This window comes from Streptomyces sp., assembly GCF_031178505.1.
Classification (GTDB): domain Bacteria; phylum Actinomycetota; class Actinomycetes; order Streptomycetales; family Streptomycetaceae; genus Streptomyces; species Streptomyces gulbargensis.
The window spans coordinates 1-17,943 of sequence record NZ_JAPSIW010000051.1; the positions used below are offsets into that span (position 1 = coordinate 1).

General features: G+C 73.9%; 12 protein-coding genes, 1 other RNA gene and 1 pseudogene. 9 read left to right on the plus strand and 5 right to left on the minus strand.

Annotated elements, in window-relative coordinates; all coding sequences use genetic code 11:
- The 3 genes and pseudogenes from RIF68_RS06775 to RIF68_RS06785 all read right to left on the minus strand — a co-directional run.
- A pseudogene (locus RIF68_RS06775) lies at positions 1-220 on the minus strand (hypothetical protein); the annotation flags it as partial.
- 10 nt (positions 221-230) lie between these two features.
- On the minus strand, positions 231-1,595 hold the full coding sequence (locus RIF68_RS06780; RefSeq protein WP_309050218.1) for an ABC transporter substrate-binding protein: 1,365 nt from the start codon (positions 1,593-1,595) through the stop codon (positions 231-233).
- A 178-nt stretch (positions 1,596-1,773) separates the two neighbouring features.
- Positions 1,774-5,763: an FHA domain-containing protein gene (locus RIF68_RS06785; RefSeq protein ID WP_309050219.1), complete on the minus strand. Its 3,990-nt coding sequence runs from the start codon at positions 5,761-5,763 to the stop codon at positions 1,774-1,776.
- A 587-nt stretch (positions 5,764-6,350) separates the two neighbouring features.
- Between RIF68_RS06785 and RIF68_RS06790 the strand changes: the two genes are divergently transcribed.
- The 4 genes from RIF68_RS06790 to RIF68_RS06805 all read left to right on the plus strand — a co-directional run bounded on the left by RIF68_RS06790 (position 6,351) and on the right by RIF68_RS06805 (position 11,838).
- Entirely contained in the window at positions 6,351-8,102 is a 1,752-nt protein-coding gene (locus RIF68_RS06790; RefSeq protein WP_309050220.1) for a serine/threonine-protein kinase, read from the plus strand.
- 107 nt (positions 8,103-8,209) lie between these two features.
- Positions 8,210-9,466, plus strand: a complete 1,257-nt coding sequence (locus RIF68_RS06795) for a serine/threonine-protein kinase (protein WP_309050221.1) — start codon at positions 8,210-8,212, stop codon at positions 9,464-9,466.
- A 35-nt stretch (positions 9,467-9,501) separates the two neighbouring features.
- A complete protein-coding gene (gene prfB / locus RIF68_RS06800; protein ID WP_309050222.1) occupies positions 9,502-10,608 on the plus strand; it encodes a peptide chain release factor 2 in 1,107 nt (368 codons plus the stop codon).
- Between the two features lie 438 nt (positions 10,609-11,046).
- On the plus strand, positions 11,047-11,838 hold the full coding sequence (locus tag RIF68_RS06805) for an LPXTG cell wall anchor domain-containing protein (RefSeq protein ID WP_309050223.1): 792 nt from the start codon (positions 11,047-11,049) through the stop codon (positions 11,836-11,838).
- A 122-nt stretch (positions 11,839-11,960) separates the two neighbouring features.
- Here the strand turns inward: RIF68_RS06805 and RIF68_RS06810 are convergent, their stop codons facing one another.
- Complete coding sequence (locus RIF68_RS06810) at positions 11,961-12,143, minus strand: hypothetical protein (protein ID WP_309050224.1); 183 nt, start codon at positions 12,141-12,143, stop codon at positions 11,961-11,963.
- Positions 12,144-12,385: 242 nt separating this feature from the next.
- Between RIF68_RS06810 and ftsE the strand changes: the two genes are divergently transcribed.
- The 5 genes from ftsE (at position 12,386) to ssrA (ending at position 16,297) form a co-directional block, all read left to right on the plus strand.
- Positions 12,386-13,075 (plus strand): cell division ATP-binding protein FtsE, encoded by a 690-nt coding sequence (gene ftsE / locus RIF68_RS06815; protein WP_030223113.1) that lies wholly within the window; start codon positions 12,386-12,388, stop codon positions 13,073-13,075.
- A gap of 21 nt (positions 13,076-13,096) precedes the next feature.
- A complete protein-coding gene (gene ftsX, locus RIF68_RS06820) occupies positions 13,097-14,014 on the plus strand; it encodes a permease-like cell division protein FtsX (RefSeq protein ID WP_309050225.1) in 918 nt (305 codons plus the stop codon).
- Positions 14,015-14,092: 78 nt separating this feature from the next.
- Entirely contained in the window at positions 14,093-15,268 is a 1,176-nt protein-coding gene (locus tag RIF68_RS06825; RefSeq protein WP_309050226.1) for a S41 family peptidase, read from the plus strand.
- A gap of 18 nt (positions 15,269-15,286) precedes the next feature.
- Entirely contained in the window at positions 15,287-15,838 is a 552-nt protein-coding gene (smpB, locus tag RIF68_RS06830) for an SsrA-binding protein SmpB (protein WP_309050227.1), read from the plus strand.
- 90 nt (positions 15,839-15,928) lie between these two features.
- Positions 15,929-16,297: a transfer-messenger RNA gene (gene ssrA / locus RIF68_RS06835) on the plus strand.
- A gap of 239 nt (positions 16,298-16,536) precedes the next feature.
- Here ssrA and RIF68_RS06840 read toward each other — a convergent pair.
- The gene (locus RIF68_RS06840) at positions 16,537-17,793 is read right to left on the minus strand and encodes an MFS transporter (protein ID WP_309050228.1); all 1,257 of its coding nucleotides are present in this window, start codon (positions 17,791-17,793) and stop codon (positions 16,537-16,539) included.
- Between the last annotated feature and the right edge of the window lie 150 nt (positions 17,794-17,943).

Here is a 17,943-nt window from a genome sequence, read left to right on the forward strand (position 1 = left end):
CTGGTTTGGGGGGCCCCCCCCCCCCCCGCGACTCGTCGGTGACGAGGGCCACGTAGTTGTCCAGACCGACGAAGACCCCACCGGAGCGGTCGAAGAACGACCGCTGGAGGGAGTACCCGATCGGGTAGACGACGAGCGCGCCGAGGAGCAGGACGGCGGGCAGCAGGAACACCGCCGCGACGGTGGTGCTCCCGCGCCGGCCGCCGTTCACGCGTGCCATGGCCCGCGCCTCAGCTCTGCGGGGCCGTGGCCCGGTACGCCTTCGCCGCCTCGGCCTCCAGGCGCGCCTGGGTCCCCGCGATGTCCCTCGGGTTCTTCAGGAAGTCCTGGAGCGCCTTCCACTCGCCCTTCCCGGGAGTGCCGCCGAACGACTGCGGCATCTGGTCCGACATGTCGAAGCGGAAGTCGTCACCGGCCCCGATCAGCGCCTTCGCGATCTCCCGCTGGACGTCGTTCGGGTACGCGGCCGGGTCCAGGTTCTTGTTGGGCGAGAGGAAACCGCCCTCGGCCGCCCAGATCCGCGCCGCGTCCGGCGAGGCCAGGAACGCCAGCAGGGCCTGCGCCCCCTTGGTGTCCTTCAGGGCCACGGCCGCGTCGCCGGCCGTCACCACGGGCGCCGCGCCCGAGCCGACCGCCGGGAACGGGAAGACCTTCGCGTCCGTACCGATCTTCGCCTCGGTCTGCGCGATGTTGACGGCGGCGAAGTCCCCCTCGAAGACCATCGCCCCCTTCGGCCGGTCGCCGCCCGTGAACGTCTGCGTCACCGACGCCGGGTACTCGGTCTGGAGCGCCCCGCTCGTCCCGCCCGCGAGCAGCTCCGGGCGGCCGAACAGCTCGGCGAGCGTCTTCAGGGCGGCGGCGACGGACGGATCGGTCCACTTGATCTCGTGCTTGGCCAGCTGGTCGTACTTCTCCGGGCCCGCCTGCGAGAGGTAGACGTTCTCGAACCAGTCGGTGAGCGTCCAGCCGTCCGCGCCGCCGACCGAGACCGGGGTGACGCCGGAGGCCGAGATCGTCTCGGCCGTGGACAGGAACTCCTTCCACGTCTTCGGCTCGGTGGCGCCCGCGTTGTCGAAGGCCGCGGTGTTGTACCAGATCAAGGACTTGTTGGCGGCCTTGAAGTACACCCCGTACGGGGTGCCGTCCACCGCGCCCAGCTCCCGCCAGCCACGCGAGTAGTTCGCGTCGAGGGCCCGCCGGGCCTCCGGGCCCACCGGCTTGATCCACTTCTGGGCCGCGGCCTGCCGGATGGCGCCGACCTGCGGCAGCATCGCCACGTCCGGCGGAGAACCACCGGCGATCTTCGTCCCGAGGAAGTTCACGATGGGGTCCTGGGCGGGCACGAAGGTGACGGTCGCCCCCGTCCGCTTCTCGAACTCCTTCAGCACCTTGGAGAAGTTCTCCTGCTCGGGGCCCGTCCAGACGGCCGCCACCTCGATCCTCTCGCCCTTCAGCGGTAAGGCCCCGGTGGGGCCCGCGCTCGGGCCCGCATCCGTCGACTTCTCGCCGCCGCAGGCGGTGAGGACGAGCGCGGTGACGGCCGTGAGGGCCGTGAGCGTGCCGAATCGTGTGCGTGGACGAAGAGTTGTACGCATTGCTGCCCCGTCTCTGTCGTGCGCGTCGCTGTACGTGCCGACAGGTCTACGCCGGGGCGCCGGAGCCCGCAATACCGCCTTCGGGGTCTCGCGGGTGATCGTGATTGGCTCGTGACGTGACGTCAGGCCGGCGGGGCGGCGGGCCCGGCGGGGGCCGGGCCGCCGGTGCCCGGCCGGATCACGCGTGCGTGAGGGGCGGTACGGGCGCGGCCTCCACCGAGCGCGCCGCCCGTTCCAGCGCGCTCGCCAGGAGGGCCAGGTCCGTCGGGCCGTTGCCCAGCTCGCGGACCGGGCGCCGGGCCGGCGGATCGCCCATCCGCTCCCACTCCAGCGGGACGACGGTCGGGCGGAGCGTCGCCGTACGCGGGATCCGTCCCGTCACCCGGCCCGTCTGGAACGGGGTCACCCGGCCGTCGGGGTGCCCGAGGCGGCCCCGCCCGGGCGCCGGGACGTCCGGACCGGGCGCCGCCGGCGGCGGGTCGAGCACGATCCGCAGCCGGGCGCCGTGGGCCAGCTCCGTGTCGGCGGTCCGGTCGGGGCGGGCGGAGGTCACGACGAGGTGCACGCCGAGGCGCTCGCCGCTCCGGGCCACGGCCTCCAGCGCCCGTACGACGGAACCCGCCGCGGGGCGGCCGGGCGCGCCGAGCGCCGGTGCGACCAGGGCGTCGAAGTCGTCCACGAGGACGACGAGGCGCGGCAGCGGGCCCGCCGGTGCCTGCGCCTGTTCCGGAGCGGCCTGGGCCTGGGCCTGCACCGAGGAGGTACGGGGCGACTCGGGGCCCGCCGGGCGCGGGATCACGGGCTCCCCGGCGCCGCGAAGGGTCCGCCCGCTCGACGGGGCGTCGAGCCCGCCGCTGCGGCGCGGCAGCCGCCCACTGGGCGTCTCGCCCAGGAAACCGTCCACGGCCCCCCGCGCCCCGCGGCCCGCGGCCCGCCCGTCCACGTCGTCGTCCCCGACCCGGAGCGTCCGCCCGCCGACCCGCTCGGGCGGCGTCCCGTCCCCGGCCCGGTGCCCCCGGCCGCCGGGCCGCGGATCGAGGTCACGACCGGCCGAAGAGGCCACGCGTCCGCTGCCGCGCGCGTCGAATTCGTCGGCACCGGGGTAGGGCGTGCGGCCGCTCGGTCGGCTGGACAGGTCGGCGTCGCCGGGTCGGCTCACGCGTCCGCCGCCGCGCGCGTCGAGCTCGTCGGCACCGGGGCAGGGGGCGCGGCCGTCGGTGCGGTTGTCGCCGTGGTCGGTAGCGGGGTACGGCGTGCGGCCGCTCGGTCGGCTGTCCACCTGGTCCGGGCCCGGGTACGGCATGCGGCCGCTCGGTCGGCTGGACAGGTCGGCGTCGCCGGGCCGGCTCACGCGTCCGCTGCCGCGCGTGTCGAGCTCGTCGGTGTAAGGAGCCCGCGCGGTGGCCCGGCTGTCGGCACGTTCCGTGCCGGGGTACGGGGCACGCCCGCCGGTCCGGCCGGAGAGCTGATCCGTTCCCGGGTACGGGGTCCGGCCGCTCGCGCGGCCTTCCAGGGGGGCCGCGGCCGGGTACGGCCGGCGGCCCGGCACCGGGTCGGTGTCCCGGGAGGGGACGCGGCCCGGGGCGTCGCCGTGGCGGGGGGACGGGAGGGAGCCGACCGGGCCGTCACCCGTGCGCAGGGTGCGGCCGCTGGGCCGGTCGGGGAGGTCCGTGGGGTCGGGGACGCGCACGGTCGCACGGGCGCCCTGGGGGACCGATTCGGCAGCGCTCGGGCCGCGCTGGCCGACCATCGCCCGGGCGGTCCGGCGTTCGGCGAAGCCGCCGTCGCCGAGGATCTCCGCCCGCCGCTTCAGCTCCGCCCCCAGTGCCTGCGCGAACTCCCGCATCCGCACGGGATCCGAGGCCACCAGGTGCTCGGTGACGTGCGGCAGCTCCGTACAGGCCGCGAGGCCCTCGCCGCGCTCACCGCCCGCGCCGTCGACGAGGAACAGGCCGAGCCGGTCGGGACGGGCGGAGGCGGCCAGAGAGGCGGCGATCGAGCGGAGCAGCTCCGTGCGACCGCAGCCGGGCGGGCCCTCGATGAGGAGGTGCGGGCCCTCCTGCGTGAGGTCCAGTGAGAGCGGTCCGCGCGGGCCCGCGCCGAGGACGGCGGTGCCCTCGCCGGCGGATGCCCAGCGGGCCATGAGCGACGCGGGGGTGGCCCGGGCGAGCCCGAGCTCGTCGAGGAGCCGCGCGGAGGGCGGCAGCGCGGCGGCCCGGCCGTTCGTCGTCGCGGCCGCGTCCGTACGCAAGGGGGCGAGCGCGCGCCCGAACCGCTCCGCCCAGGCGACGGACACCGCGTCGACCACCCCGACCGTGCCGTGACCGGCGACCCGCCCGCCCGAGGTGCGCAGCAGCCGCAGCGCCGTGGCCACGTCCCCGCTGAGCAGGACGGCGGCCCCGCACTCGCGGAAGGCGAGGGACGCCGCGCAGGCCGTCTCGTACGTGGCGGCCACGGGGGACACGGGCGACGCGGAGGGCGCCTCGGCGAGGCAGATCAGATGGATGCCGGCCGCCGCACCGGCCCCGGCGAGCCGGGCGACCGTCTCGCGGAGCGCGGAGGAACCGGGGTCGCCGTCGACGACCACGACCGTCGCGGGCCCGTCGTACCGGGCGGCGGCCTCGGCGACGGCCGTGCGGTCGGCACTGGGCCAGCCGGGCCCGAGCGGCCCGTCGTCCAGGCGCCGGGTGAGCTCCGCCGTACGGGCCTCGGCCTGCTCGCGGTCGTACGCGAGGAGCAGCCGGCAGTCCTGGCCGTGTGCCGGGCGGACGTGCGGAAGCCAGCCGAGCCAGCCCCAGGCGCGCCGCCGCTCCTCCAGGGAGCGGTTCCGGTCGGCGCTGATCAGGACGATCTCCAGGTCGGCGGGGGAGTGCAGCGCGGCGAGCTGGGCCACCACGGAGCGGGCGAGCCCGGCGAGCCGGTCGGCGGGACCGGCCAGGCCGAGGGAACCGGCCTCGCGCAGACCGATGGTGACCGGTACCCCGGACAGCTCGGCCCGGTCGGTGGTGCCCAGGCGTACGACGAGGGCCTCGGCGTGGTGCCGGTCGCGCTCCCAGAGCCGGGGGCCCGGGCCGAGCGCGGTGAGGAGAACGGCCGACGGGTCCGGCCAGGTGTCGGCGACGGGCAGGCGGCCGGAGGCGTCCGGCCCGGTCCGCCCGTCCGGGGCGTGCCCGTCCGGCGGGGAGCCGGCGGTGGCGGGCGCCGCCTCGTCACGGCCGCCGGCCAGGCGGCGCGCCCAGGCGCCGAGTCCCCGGCGTGCGGCCGGGCGCCCGGCGGAGGCCGGCGCGTCGGTACGGCGCCGGGCCTGCCGGCCGCCGTGGGCCGCGTCCTCGGAGGACCCCTCCTCGCGCGCGTGCCCGGGGACGTCCTCGTACGGCTCCGCGAGCCCGATGCCCCGTGCGCCGCCGTGCGTGGCACCGGCCGAGGGCGGGGCGGCGGGCGCCGCCTGTCCGCCGGGGCCCGGCCAGGGACCGCCGCTGCCGCCGTGGGGATCGGCGGGGACCCCGGCGGGCCCGGGGGCGAGCCGCAGATGGCCCTCGCCGTCGGGCGTGGTCGCCCGTGTCTCCGTACCGGCCGGGTCCTCGCCCGGTCCGGTGAGGCGGAGGGCGGATTCGCCGAGACGCAGCTGGGCGCCGGGGCGCAGCCGGACCGGGCGCGGTCCGACGGGCACACCGTCGAGCGTGGTGCCGTTGGTGGAGCCGAGATCGGCGACGGTCACCCGGCCGTCCTCGCCGACGGTGACCGTGCAGTGGGCGCGGGAGACGTCGGGGTCGTCCAGCGGCACGTCGGCGTCGACGGAACGGCCGATCCTGATGGGGCCGCCGTGCAGCAGGTGGACCCCGCCGGCGTCGGGACCGGCCACCACGTGCAGGCGCGCGGCGACGGCAGCGTCCACCCGGTCGTCCGGGCCCGGGGCCTGGAGCGAGAGGACGGCGCCGTCCACGAGCGGGGGCTCGCCGAGGACGCAGCGGCGGGCGTCGAGCCGCTCCCCGCCCGCGTACAGCACGACCGTGCCCGACGCGGGCGTGTCGGGGCCGGTGACGGCGGCGGCCAGGCCGGAGGTCACGGCGGCGAGCGCCGTCCCGGACGGGGCGGTGACGAGCACGTCGCACGCGCGCCCGGCGCCGTGGCCGGCGTGCGGCGCGAGGACGGTCAGCCGGATCTGCATCGCCGTCAGCGGTCCCTTCTGCGCGAGATGCCCGGCAGGGGGAACCGCCCCGTCCCTCCCCCCACCCGGCACGGACGCGTCGCCCGGTACAGGTCGGCACGGCGCGGGGGCTCCCGACCCCACCGATGCGACGTGCTGGAGGCATCCTCGCACCTGCCGCCGACAACCCGCCCCCGGGTCACCCATAAGTGATCTTGAACGATCAATGGTGGCCGGAAAATCGCCTGCCCGCGTGCGGCCGCGCACAAGGCCCGGCAACCGTCGGGGCTCCTGGAGCGTCTTCTTCCGGACAAGTCCGGGCACCGTTTCGGACGTCAGGACCCCCCGGGCGGACCCCGGGCCGGGTGTCCGCCCGGTGTCCCCCGGACGGAACCCGCCGGACGCCGGAACCGTCCCGGACCGTCCGGATCCGTCCGGAGTCGGAGGCGAGTCGGAGGGGTGAACGGAAACCGGCTGTGGACAACCGGCCGGTGGCCCGTTCGGCGGCACTAAAGTGGGTCGGACACCCGGACGGGTCACAACAGACACAAGGACCCCGGGGACCAGCAGACCGACCCCAGGACCACGATCAGCAGGGAGCGCGTGACGTGCGGCCTATCGGCAGCAAGTACCTGCTCGAGGAGCCGCTCGGCCGCGGCGCCACGGGCACCGTCTGGCGAGCCCGCCAGAGGGAGACGGCGGGCGCCGAGGCGGCCGTCCCCGGCCAGCCCGGGGAGACCGTCGCGATCAAGGTCCTCAAGGAGGAGCTGGCCAACGACGCGGACATCGTGATGCGCTTCCTGCGCGAGCGGTCCGTGCTGCTCCGGCTCACCCACCCCAACATCGTGCGGACCCGCGACCTGGTGGTCGAGGGCGACGTCCTGGCGCTGGTCATGGACCTCGTCGAAGGACCCGACCTGCACCGGTACATCCGGGAGAACGGGCCGCTCACCCCCGTGGCCGCCGCCCTCCTGACGGCCCAGATCGCCGACGCGCTCGCCGCCAGCCACGCCGACGGCGTCGTCCACCGCGACCTCAAGCCGGCCAACGTGCTGCTCGCCGAGCGGGACGGCGGCATGCACCCGATGCTCACCGACTTCGGCATCGCGCGCCTCGCCGACTCGCCCGGCCTCACCCGCACCCACGAGTTCGTCGGCACGCCCGCGTACGTGGCGCCGGAATCGGCCGAGGGCCGGCCGCAGACCTCCGCCGTCGACATCTACGGCGCGGGCATCCTGCTCTACGAGCTGGTCACCGGCCGGCCTCCGTTCGCCGGAGGCACCGCGCTCGAGGTCCTGCACCGGCACCTCAGCGAGGAGCCCCGCCGCCCCTCCACCGTCCCCGGCCCCCTGTGGACGGTCATCGAGCGCTGCCTCAGCAAGAACCCCGACCTGCGGCCCAGCGCGGTCAACCTGGCACGCGGCCTGCGCACGGTCGCCGCCGGCATCGGCGTGCACGCCTCGCCCGCGCAGATCGAGGCCGCCGAGGGCGTCGGCGCGCTCCTCGCCCCGGACCCGGCGCCCGCGCCGGTGCCGGTGACCGAGGCGCCGGGGGCCGCGGACCCCACGCAGGTGCTGCCCAGCGGCGCCGGTGCCGCGCAGTACGACCCGGCGGCGCCCACCGGCGTCATGCCGACGAGCCCGCCGCCCGGCGCGGCCGACGCGACCGCGGTCCTGCCCTCCACCGGTCCCGCGGGCCAGGGCGGTCACGGCCAGGGAGGGCACGGCGGCGCCGCCGACCCGACCGCGGTCATGCCGCCCGTGCCGCCGCAGCCGCCGCAGGGCGGGCCCGAGGAGCCGCACCCCTGGCAGAACCAGCTGCGTGCCGCCCGCGACCGCAACGAGCAGACGCAGATCCAGTACCTCGACCCGTCCGAGGACCCGCTGCGCCGCCGCCCCCAGCGGCAGCCGCAGCAGCCCGCGCGGCAGCAGCCGTACCCGCCGCAGCGGCCCGCCCCCGCGCCGTACCAGCAGCAGCCCCCGCAGCGGCAGCAGTACGCACCCCCGCCGCCTCCGCCCCAGCAGTACGCCCCGCAGCAGCAGCAGTACGCTCCGCCGCAGCCGCCGCCCCAGGCCCCCGCACCGCGCGCCCCGCGACCGCCGCGTGAGCCGCGCCGCAGCGCCAATCCGGTGCGGATCCCCGGCCTCGGCTGCCTCAAGGGCTGCCTGGTCATGATCGTCCTCTTCGTGGTGGCCGGCTGGCTCGTGTGGGAGCTCACCCCGCTCCAGAGCTGGATCGCCGAGGGCAAGAGCTACTGGCAGGCCATCGGCGACGGCATCTCCTCCGTCACCGACTGGATCTCCAAGATCGGCGACAGCACGGGCTCCGGCGGGGGTGCTACCGGCGGTACGGGGCAGTAATACTGCCGATTTATCGACTTCCGGAGGGTGATTTCCCTCCGGAAGTGACGTCCTGCGGCCGTGGACGCGTAACTTTGACGCGAACCGCAGCCGCTGAGGGAGCAGTCTTGGCACGGAACATCGGCAGCCGCTACACCGCCCACCAGATCCTCGGGCGGGGCAGTGCCGGAACGGTGTGGCTCGGCGAAGGACCGGAAGGTCCCGTCGCCGTCAAACTGCTGCGCGAGGACCTGGCCTCCGACCAGGAGCTCGTCGGCCGCTTCGTCCAGGAGCGGACCGCCCTGCTCGGCCTCGACCACCCCCGGGTGGTCAAGGTGCGCGACCTCGTCGTCGACGGCAACGACCTGGCCCTCGTCATGGACCTCGTGCGCGGCACCGACCTGCGCACCCGCCTCGACCGCGAGCGGCGCCTCGCCCCCGAGGCCGCCGTCGCCATCGCCGCGGACGTCGCCGACGCCCTCGCCGCGGCGCACGCGGCCGGGGTCGTCCACCGCGACGTCAAGCCGGAGAACATCCTGCTCGACATGGAGGGCCCGCTCGGGCCGGGCGGCGCCCACCCCGCGCTCCTCACCGACTTCGGCGTCGCCAAGCTGATCGACACCCCGGGCCGGACCAAGGCCACCCGCATCATCGGCACCCCCGACTACCTCGCCCCGGAGATCGTCGAGGGTCTCCCGCCGCGTGCCGCCGTCGACATCTACGCCCTCGCCACGGTCCTGTACGAGCTGCTGGCGGGCTTCACCCCGTTCGGCGGCGGCCACCCCGGCGCCGTCCTGCGCCGCCACGTCACCGAGACCGTCGTCCCGCTGCCCGGCATCCCCGAGGAGCTGTGGCAGCTGATCGTGCAGTGCCTGGCGAAGGCCCCCGCCTCCCGGCTGCGGGCCTCCGAGCTCGCCGCCCGCCTCAAGGACGTCCTGCCCCTGCTCAAGGGGATCCCTCCGCTGGACGTGGACGAACCGGGGGCCGAGCCGGCCGCCCCGGAGCCGTACGAGGAGGACACCTACGCCACGGCCGCCGGCGCCGGTCCCGGCGAGGGCCGCCCGCGCCGGGCCGCCGTCCCGCTGGTCCCCGGCGCCTCCGCCGACTCCCACCGGGACACCCACACCTCCATGCGGGTCCCCGCCCCCGACGAGCTGTCCGGCGGCCCCCTCGGCACCGCCCGGGCCCCCCGCCCGGCCGGCGCCCGCCGCCCCGGCTCCGCCCGCAACAGGGCCGGAGCCGTCCGCAAGCGGCGGATCACCCTGGCCGTCGCGGCGGCCGTGGTCGCAGGCGCGCTGGGCGCGGGCGGCTACCTGATGGCCTCCGGCGACGCGCAGACACCGCCGCAGGACTCGAAGCAGTCGTCCCAGGAGTCCCGGCCGTAGTAGGGCTCCGGGCCGGGAGCCGTTACGCTGGACGCGTGGCAGTCGTCGATGTATCCGAAGAACTGAAGTCCCTCTCCTCGACCATGGCGTCGATCGAGGCCGTCCTGGACCTCGACAAGCTGAGGGCCGACATCGCCGTGCTCGAGGAGCAGGCCGCGGCCCCGTCCCTCTGGGACGACCCGGAGGCCGCGCAGAAGATCACGAGCAAGCTCTCGCACCTCCAGGCCGAGGTCCGCAAGACCGAGGCGCTGCGCAACCGCATCGACGACCTCGCCGTGCTCTTCGAACTCGCCGAGGAGATGGACGACTCGGACACCCGGGCCGAGGCCGAGACCGAGCTGACCGCCGTGCGCAAGGCGCTCGACGAGATGGAGGTCCGTACGCTCCTCTCCGGCGAGTACGACGAGCGCGAGGCCCTCGTCAACATCCGTGCCGAGGCCGGCGGCGTCGACGCCTCGGACTTCGCCGAGCGCCTCCAGCGCATGTACCTGCGCTGGGCGGAGCGCCACGGCTACTCGACGGAGGTCTACGAAACCTCGTACGCGGAGGAGGCCGGCATCAAGTCGACCACCTTCGTCGTCAAGGCCCCCTACGCCTACGGCACCCTCTCCGTCGAGCAGGGCACGCACCGCCTGGTCCGCATCTCGCCCTTCGACAACCAGGGCCGGCGCCAGACCTCCTTCGCGGGCGTGGAGATCCTCCCGGTCGTCGAGCAGTCCGACCACGTGGACATCGACGAGTCCGAGCTGCGCATCGACGTCTACCGCGCGTCCGGCCCCGGCGGCCAGGGCGTCAACACCACCGACTCGGCCGTGCGCATCACGCACCTCCCGACCGGCATCGTCGTCTCCTGCCAGAACGAGCGCTCCCAGATCCAGAACAAGGCGAGCGCCATGAACGTCCTCCAGGCCAAGCTCCTCGAGCGCCAGCGCCAGGAGGAGCGCGCGAAGATGGACGCCCTGAAGGGCGACGGCGGCAGCTCCTGGGGCAACCAGATGCGTTCGTACGTCCTCCACCCGTACCAGATGGTCAAGGACCTCCGGACGGAGTTCGAGGTCGGCAACCCGCAGGCCGTCCTCGACGGCGAGATCGACGGCTTCCTCGAGGCCGGCATCCGCTGGCGCAAGCAGCAGGAGAAGTAACACCCTCGGTACGTCCCCGGGCCCCGCACTCCACCAGGTGCGGGGCCCGGTCGCGTACCGGGCCGTCCCGGCGACCCGTGCCCGGCCCTCCCCGGCCCGTACCCGGGACGCTCCGTGACGGCCGCGTGGATTCGCGGGCGCAAGCGGAAACTCCGCCACCAGGCGCTTTGTCGACAAGGGAACTGGCCGCGCCGGAGCCGTAGTTAAGGGTTTACGTCACAGTTGCATCGCCCCATGGCAGGCAAGTCGTGATCTTTCGGGCATCGCACGCGCAACGACCTTGACGCTGCTTCGGAAACTCGGAAGGGTGACCCACTGGCATGCGCAATTCTGGGGCGCGTGTGAACGGGGGCCGATCCAGTCGTGATTGCCGCCCCTGCTGCGCGGGGCCCCGAGCGCTGCCCCATGACGAATTGAGCTACTGGGGGTAGCAGCCAGATGACGAAGCAGATGCGTATCCGTGTCGCGCGCGTCGCCGCCGGCGCCGTGATCGCGGCCGGTGCGTCGCTCACGGCGGCCGGTGCCGCGCAGGCCGTGGACATCTTCGGCGAGGACAACCCGACGCCGATCCCGACCTGCATCCCGGGTGAGCCGGGCTGTGACGTGACCCTTCCGCCGGTGACCACGCCGCCGGTCACCACCGAGCCGCCGGTCACGACTCCGCCGGTCACCACCGCGCCGCCGGTCACGACTCCGCCGGTCACCACCGCGCCGCCGGTGACCACGCCGCCGGTCACGACCGCGCCGCCGGTCACGACTCCGCCGGTCACCACCGCGCCGCCGGTGACCACGCCGCCGGTCACCAACCCGCCGGTCACGACCGCGCCGCCGGTCACCGACTCGCCCACCGGCGAGCCCCCGGTCGAGACGGAGGAGCCGGGCCCCGGCACCACCACCGACCCGGCCCCGGGTGACACCGACGGGCCCACCGCCCCGAGCACCGGTGACACGGGCAACGGCGGCACGGACAACGGCACCGGCTCCGACGAGCCCGGCACCTGCACCGTGGACCTCGACGGCGCCGAGTGCGTCGACACCGGCAACAGCAACACCGACACCAACAACGCCGGCTCGCAGCCCGTGCAGCAGGGCCAGGCCAAGGAGGAGCTCGCCGAGACCGGCGCGGCCGAGACCTCCTTCCTGGTCATCGGCGCCGCGACCATGATCGCGGGCGGCATCGGCTTCCGCCTGCTGCCGCGCGTCGTCGCCGGCGGTCGTACCGCCGCCTGACGCACCCGCGTCCACGCATGACGAAGGGCCGGGGAGCAATCGCTCTCCGGCCCTTCCTCACACGCTTCCTCGTTCGACTTCCGGCCGGTGCGCGCGCCTTCCGCACACCGTCCGCCGTACCGCTACGCCGTACGGACGGCCGCGAGCAGGGCGATCGCCGCCAGCAGGGCGATCGCCAGCGTCAGCAGCGTCGCGGGGGACAGACCCTGCGGGCCCAGGCGCTCCCGGTTGGCGCGGCAGACGCGGCAGCGGCCCTCGGCGACCGGGGCCGCGCAGTTGGCGCACACCAGTCGGTCATAGGTCATGCGCTCTCCTCCTCCCGCACACTCCCGCACAGGGAGACACCAGGACAACGCCCGACGGGATACGGACGTTCCCTCCCACTGTGCCAGCTCCGCGGCGTTTCGGCGCGCCCCCACCGGCCGAGGCCGGGCCGCCCCCGAGGGCGAAAAAGGATAAAGCACGCAAGCCAGGACCGCGACTGCGCGGGGGATCTCCGTTCGCGTAAGGTCACGCTCACCTACCCCCGGCCGACCGTGGTGCATCCGTGATCCGATTCGACAACGTCTCCAAGTCCTATCCGAAGCAGAACCGCCCCGCGCTCCGGGACGTCTCCCTGGAGATCGAGAAGGGGGAGTTCGTCTTCCTCGTCGGTTCCTCCGGCTCCGGAAAGTCGACCTTCCTGCGGCTGCTCCTGCGTGAGGAGCGCGCCAGCCAAGGCCAGGTGCACGTCCTCGGCAAGGACCTCGCCCGGCTGTCCAACTGGAAGGTGCCGCACATGCGCCGCCAGCTGGGCACCGTCTTCCAGGACTTCCGCCTGCTGCCCAACAAGACCGTCGCCGAGAACGTGGCCTTCGCCCAGGAGGTCATCGGCAAGCCGCGCGGCGAGATCCGCAAGGCCGTGCCCCAGGTCCTCGACCTCGTCGGCCTCGGCGGCAAGGAGGACCGGATGCCCGGCGAGCTGTCCGGCGGTGAGCAGCAGCGCGTGGCCATCGCCCGTGCCTTCGTCAACCGCCCGATGCTGCTGATCGCCGACGAGCCCACCGGCAACCTCGACCCGCAGACCTCCGTCGGCATCATGAAGCTGCTCGACCGCATCAACAGGACAGGGACCACCGTCGTCATGGCGACCCACGACCAGAACATCGTCGACCAGATGCGCAAGCGCGTCATCGAGCTGGAGAAGGGCCGCCTCGTCCGCGACCAGGCCCGTGGCGTCTACGGCTACCAGCACTGACGGCGGGGGAACCAGAACACCATGCGCGCTCAGTTCGTGCTCTCCGAGATCGGCGTCGGTCTCCGGCGCAACCTGACGATGACCTTCGCCGTCATCGTCTCCGTGGCCCTCTCGCTCGCCCTCTTCGGCGGCGCGCTGCTCATGCGCGAGCAGGTCAGCACGATGAAGGACTACTGGTACGACAAGGTCAACGTCTCCATCTTCCTCTGCAACAAGACCGACGCGACGTCCGCGCCCAAGTGCGCCAAGGGCGCGGTCACCAAGCAGCAGAAGGACCAGATCGAGGCCGATCTGAAGAAGATGGACATCGTCGAGACCGTCCACCACGAGACGGCCGACGAGGCGTTCAAGCACTACAAGGAGCAGTACAGCGACACCGCCATCGCGTCCGTCATCACCCCGGACCAGATGCAGGAGTCGTTCCGGGTCAAGCTCAAGGACCCGGAGAAGTACAAGGTCGTCGCCACCGCCTTCGCCGGCCGGGACGGCGTGGAATCGGTCCAGGACCAGCGGAACATCCTGCAGAACCTCTTCGACCTGATGAACGGCATGAACATCGCCGCCCTCGGCGTCATGGGACTCATGCTGATCATCGCGCTGATGCTGATCGTCAACACCGTCCGCGTCTCGGCGTTCAGCCGCCGCCGCGAGACCGGCATCATGCGGCTCGTCGGCGCCTCCAGCTTCTACATCCAGATGCCCTTCATCATGGAGGCCGCCTTCGCCGGTCTCCTCGGCGGCGCGGTCGCCTGTGTGCTGCTGCTCGTCGGCCGCTACTTCCTCATCGACCACGGCATCGCCCTGGCAGAGAAGATGCAGCTGGTCAACTTCATCGGCTGGGACGCCGTGCTGGCCAAGCTGCCGCTCGTCCTCGCCATCGGGCTCCTCATGCCCGCCGTGGCGGCCTTCATCGCGCTGCGCAAGTACCTGAAGGTGTGACGAAACACCCCTCGCGAGGAACGGCGTCGTCCGGCCAAAGGCCGTGCGGCGCCGTTCGCTTGTCCTAGAGTGGGCGGCATGCCGGCCGGCACCGACGCTCTCTCACCCCGGCCCCGCGGAGCACTCCGTGGGGCCGCTCTGACGCTGGTCTTCGCCGGAGTCCTCGCCACGGCGGCCGCCACCGGCGCGCTGCCCCGGCAGGAGCCCGCCTCCGCCGAGCGGCGGCCCGCCGTCCCCGCCCCGCGCGGCTCGACGGTCGACCCCGCCGCCCTCAACCGGGCCGCGGCCGCGGCCATGGCCGACGGAAAGTCCGGCACCGAGGCCGCCGAGGAGTTCGTCAGCCGCAGCGGTGACCGCTGGGGCGCGGTGTACGACAAGAAGGAGTACGCCGAGTTCGAGCGGGCCCTGGACGGCACGTACACCGGCGTCGGACTCTCCGCCGGCCGCGCCGGCCGGGACGGCGTCCGGGTCACCCGGGTCCAGTCCGGCGGCCCGGCGGCGCGCGCCGGACTGCGGGCGGGCGACCGGCTCGTCTCCGTCGACGGACGCCCCGTCACCGGACTCTCCGTCTCCGAGGTCGTGGCCCTCCTGCGCGGTGACGGGGTGCCGGGCACGCCCGTCGTCCTGCGCGTCGAGCGCGGCCGGACCGCGTGGACGCAGACCCTCAGGAGGGCCCGGCTCGCCACCGAGCCCGTCACCGTCCGCGGGTACGACGACGGCACCCTCCTCATCCGGGTCGCCGCCTTCACCAAGGGGGCGGGCGCGCGGGTCCGCGAGGTGGTACGGGCCGCTCCGTCCGGTGCCGGCGTCCTGCTGGACCTGCGGGGCAACTCCGGCGGCCTGGTCTCCGAGGCCGCCGTCGCCGCCTCCGCCTTCCTCGACGGCGGCCTGGTCGCCACGTACGACGTGGAGGGCGAGCAGCGGGCCGTGTACGCGGAGCGCGGCGGTGACACCGGACGTCCCCTGGTCGCGCTGATCGACGGCGGCACCATGAGCGCGGCCGAACTGCTCACGGGCGCCCTCCAGGACCGGGGCCGGGCCGTCACCGTCGGCTCGCGCACCTTCGGCAAGGGTTCGGTGCAGATGCCGACCACCCTGCCGGACGGTTCCGTCGCCGAGCTCACCGTCGGCCACTACCGGACGCCCGCCGGGCACGCGGTGGACGGCCGGGGCATCACGCCCGACGTGACGGCGGGGGAGCGGGCCGAGGAGCGGGCCCGCACGGTATTGAGTGGCCTCGGAGGGGGCTCGTAGTGCGAAAATGACCGCACTATGGCTAAGGGACTCGTGAACGTGCAGGGCAAACCTGCGAAGAAGAAGACTGAGGACAAGGGGCCGGAGCGCAAGCTCATCGCGCAGAACAAGAAGGCGCGGCACGACTACCACATCCTCGACACCTACGAGTGCGGTGTGGTCCTCATGGGCACCGAGGTGAAGTCGCTGCGCATGGGCCGCGCCTCGCTGGTGGACGGCTTCGTCCAGATCGACGGCCACGAGGCGTGGCTGCACAACATCCATGTGCCCGAGTACACGCAGGGCAGCTGGACCAACCACTCGGCGAAGCGGAAGCGCAAGCTGCTGCTGCACCGCGCCGAGATCGACAAGCTGGAGCAGAAGGCGTCCGAGACGGGTCACACGATCGTGCCCCTCGCGCTGTACTTCCTGGGCGGCCGGGTCAAGTGCGAGATCGCGCTCGCCAAGGGCAAGAAGGAGTACGACAAGCGTCAGACGCTGCGCGAGAAGCAGGACACGCGCGAGGCGAGCCGGGCCATCGCGGCGGCGCGCCGCCGGGAGCGGGCGGCGAAGCTCGCCGCGGGCGGCTGACGCCGGGAATACGCTGGCACGGGTGGCCGTTGGTCACGTACGATGGGCCACGCACCTCACCGAGGGTGCGTGCATTTGAAAAATCAACATGGGGATGATCGGTTTCGACAGCGGATGTCGAAGCAGGGGAAGCGTGTCGAGGAAGCGGCAATGATCTCGTTAACCACATGCCGAAACCAATAATCGCCAACACCAAGCGCGATTCCTTCGCCCTCGCTGCCTAAGTAGCGACTTGCGAAGTGTCAGCCCGGGGCTGTTCCCGACCCGGATCCTGGCATCATGCAGGGAACTAAACCTTGATCCCGGTCACGGGGTGAAGAGGGAAATCAAACAGTGACTGAGCCCGTTCCGGACTTGTCTGGGTGATCCGGAGGGCCGAGAAACTCGTACCAGACTGCACACGGAGAAGCCCTGGTTCCGCACCGTTGGACGCGGGTTCGATTCCCGCCATCTCCACTCATCCCATGTGGGCAGAGGCCCGGCAGTCGCGACGCGACCGCCGGGCCTCTGTCATGTCGGCCGTCCGTAGGCGGCGGCGGACATGGGGACGGCATCGCCGTTCCTGGAACTGATGCGCACAGGGGTGCGGTCATTGTCGACCCGCTCGATGAGAGGGAAAGAGCGTGGTCCTTGCTTCACCGGCTGATCGACATCGCATCCCCCGTTGACCGAGAGTGGTACGAGGAAATGGTGCCGGACTAGTCCCGCACGGCGGTACCGGTGAGCGTCGCGGTCCGGAGTCCCGCCGTCAGGAGCAGGGCCAGGGCCGCCGCTGCCGCCGGGACGAGGTAGCCGAAGGCGGCGAACGGGGCGTGGTCGGCGGCGAGGCCGCCGGTGGCCGAACCCGCCGCGATGCCGGCGAGCAGGGCCGTCACGGCGAGCGTCATGCCCTCGTTGAGCTGCGCGGGCGGCGTGAGCCGCTGGACCAGGCCCATCCCCGTCACCATCGTCGGCGCCGTCGCCATGCCCGCGACAAGGAGACCGCCGGCCAGGGCGAGGAGCGAGCCGGTCGACGCGGCCAGCAGCGGCAGGGTCATCAAGGCGGCCATCGCGGCCAGGCAGGCGCGCAGCCGGGCGGAGCGCCGGGCACGGCCGTACAGGAGCCCCGCCGCGCAGGAGCCCGCCGCCTGGAGGGCGAGGACGGGGCCGGCGACCGGGCCGTCCACGAACGCCAGCGTCACCACCTCCATCGACCCGAAGACGGCGCCCGTGGCGAGGAAGACCGCGAGGAGGGGCAGCATGCCGGGCGCGCGGACCGGCGAGCCCGCCGCCGTCCGCGCGGCGACCGGCGGTTCCGTGGACCGCTGCGCCGCGAAGAGGAGCACCCCGGTCAGGAACAGGGCGGCGGCGACCAGCGTCCCCGCCTCCGGGAACAGCGCCGAGCACAGCACCGCCGCCAGGACCGGGCCCAGCACGAAACACAGCTCGTCGACGGCCTGCTCGAAGGAGTTGGCCGTGTGCAGGGCCGCCGGGTCGCCCTTCAGCAGGTGCGCCCAGCGGGCCCGGGACATGCCCCCGGTGTTCGGGGTGGTCGCGGTCAGGGCGGCGGTGGCGAAGAGGGCCCACAGGGGCGCCCGTTCGTGCACCCACAGCGCCGTCAGGACGTGGCCCAGGACCGCGTACAGCGTGGCCGGGACCGCGACCCGGGCCTGCCCGTACCGGTCGACCAGGCGGGCGACCAGCGGGGCGGTGACCGAACCGACGGCGAGGCCGGTGGCCGTCACCGAGCCCGCCAGCGCGTAGGAGTCGTACGCCGCCGAGATCATCATCACGTCGGCGACGCCGAACATGCCCATCGGCAACCGGGCGACGAGGTTGCCCGCCGTGAAGGCGCGGGTGCCCGGGAGGGCGAAGAGACGGCGGTACGGGCCGGGCGGGCGGGCGCGCGGCGCGTCGCGGAAGCGCGGCGCGAGGGCAGGGCCCGCCGGGGTGATCGTGAGGTCCGGATGAGGCATGGATCAAGGTTCGGGCCGGCGGCCCGCCCCGGTCCAACACCTGATCGGTGGTGATTCACGCACCTGTGTTGTTGAATGCGGCGTGGCCACTCCGCACGACATCGACCCCCGGCTGCTGCGCGCCTTCACCGCCGTCGCCGAGGAGCTCCA

What these genes read in the sequence shown, in the direction of transcription:
- ftsX (WP_309050225.1), top strand. Translation starts at nt 13,097, where the DNA reads ATGCGCGCTCAGTTCGTGCTCTCCGAGATCGGCGTCGGTCTCCGGCGC.
- RIF68_RS06780 (WP_309050218.1), bottom strand. Translation starts at nt 1,595, where the DNA reads ATGCGTACAACTCTTCGTCCACGCACACGATTCGGCACGCTCACGGCC.
- RIF68_RS06785 (WP_309050219.1), bottom strand. Translation starts at nt 5,763, where the DNA reads ATGCAGATCCGGCTGACCGTCCTCGCGCCGCACGCCGGCCACGGCGCC.
- RIF68_RS06840 (WP_309050228.1), bottom strand. Translation starts at nt 17,793, where the DNA reads ATGCCTCATCCGGACCTCACGATCACCCCGGCGGGCCCTGCCCTCGCG.
- RIF68_RS06825 (WP_309050226.1), top strand. Translation starts at nt 14,093, where the DNA reads ATGCCGGCCGGCACCGACGCTCTCTCACCCCGGCCCCGCGGAGCACTC.
- smpB (WP_309050227.1), top strand. Translation starts at nt 15,287, where the DNA reads ATGGCTAAGGGACTCGTGAACGTGCAGGGCAAACCTGCGAAGAAGAAG.
- RIF68_RS06805 (WP_309050223.1), top strand. Translation starts at nt 11,047, where the DNA reads ATGACGAAGCAGATGCGTATCCGTGTCGCGCGCGTCGCCGCCGGCGCC.
- RIF68_RS06810 (WP_309050224.1), bottom strand. Translation starts at nt 12,143, where the DNA reads ATGACCTATGACCGACTGGTGTGCGCCAACTGCGCGGCCCCGGTCGCC.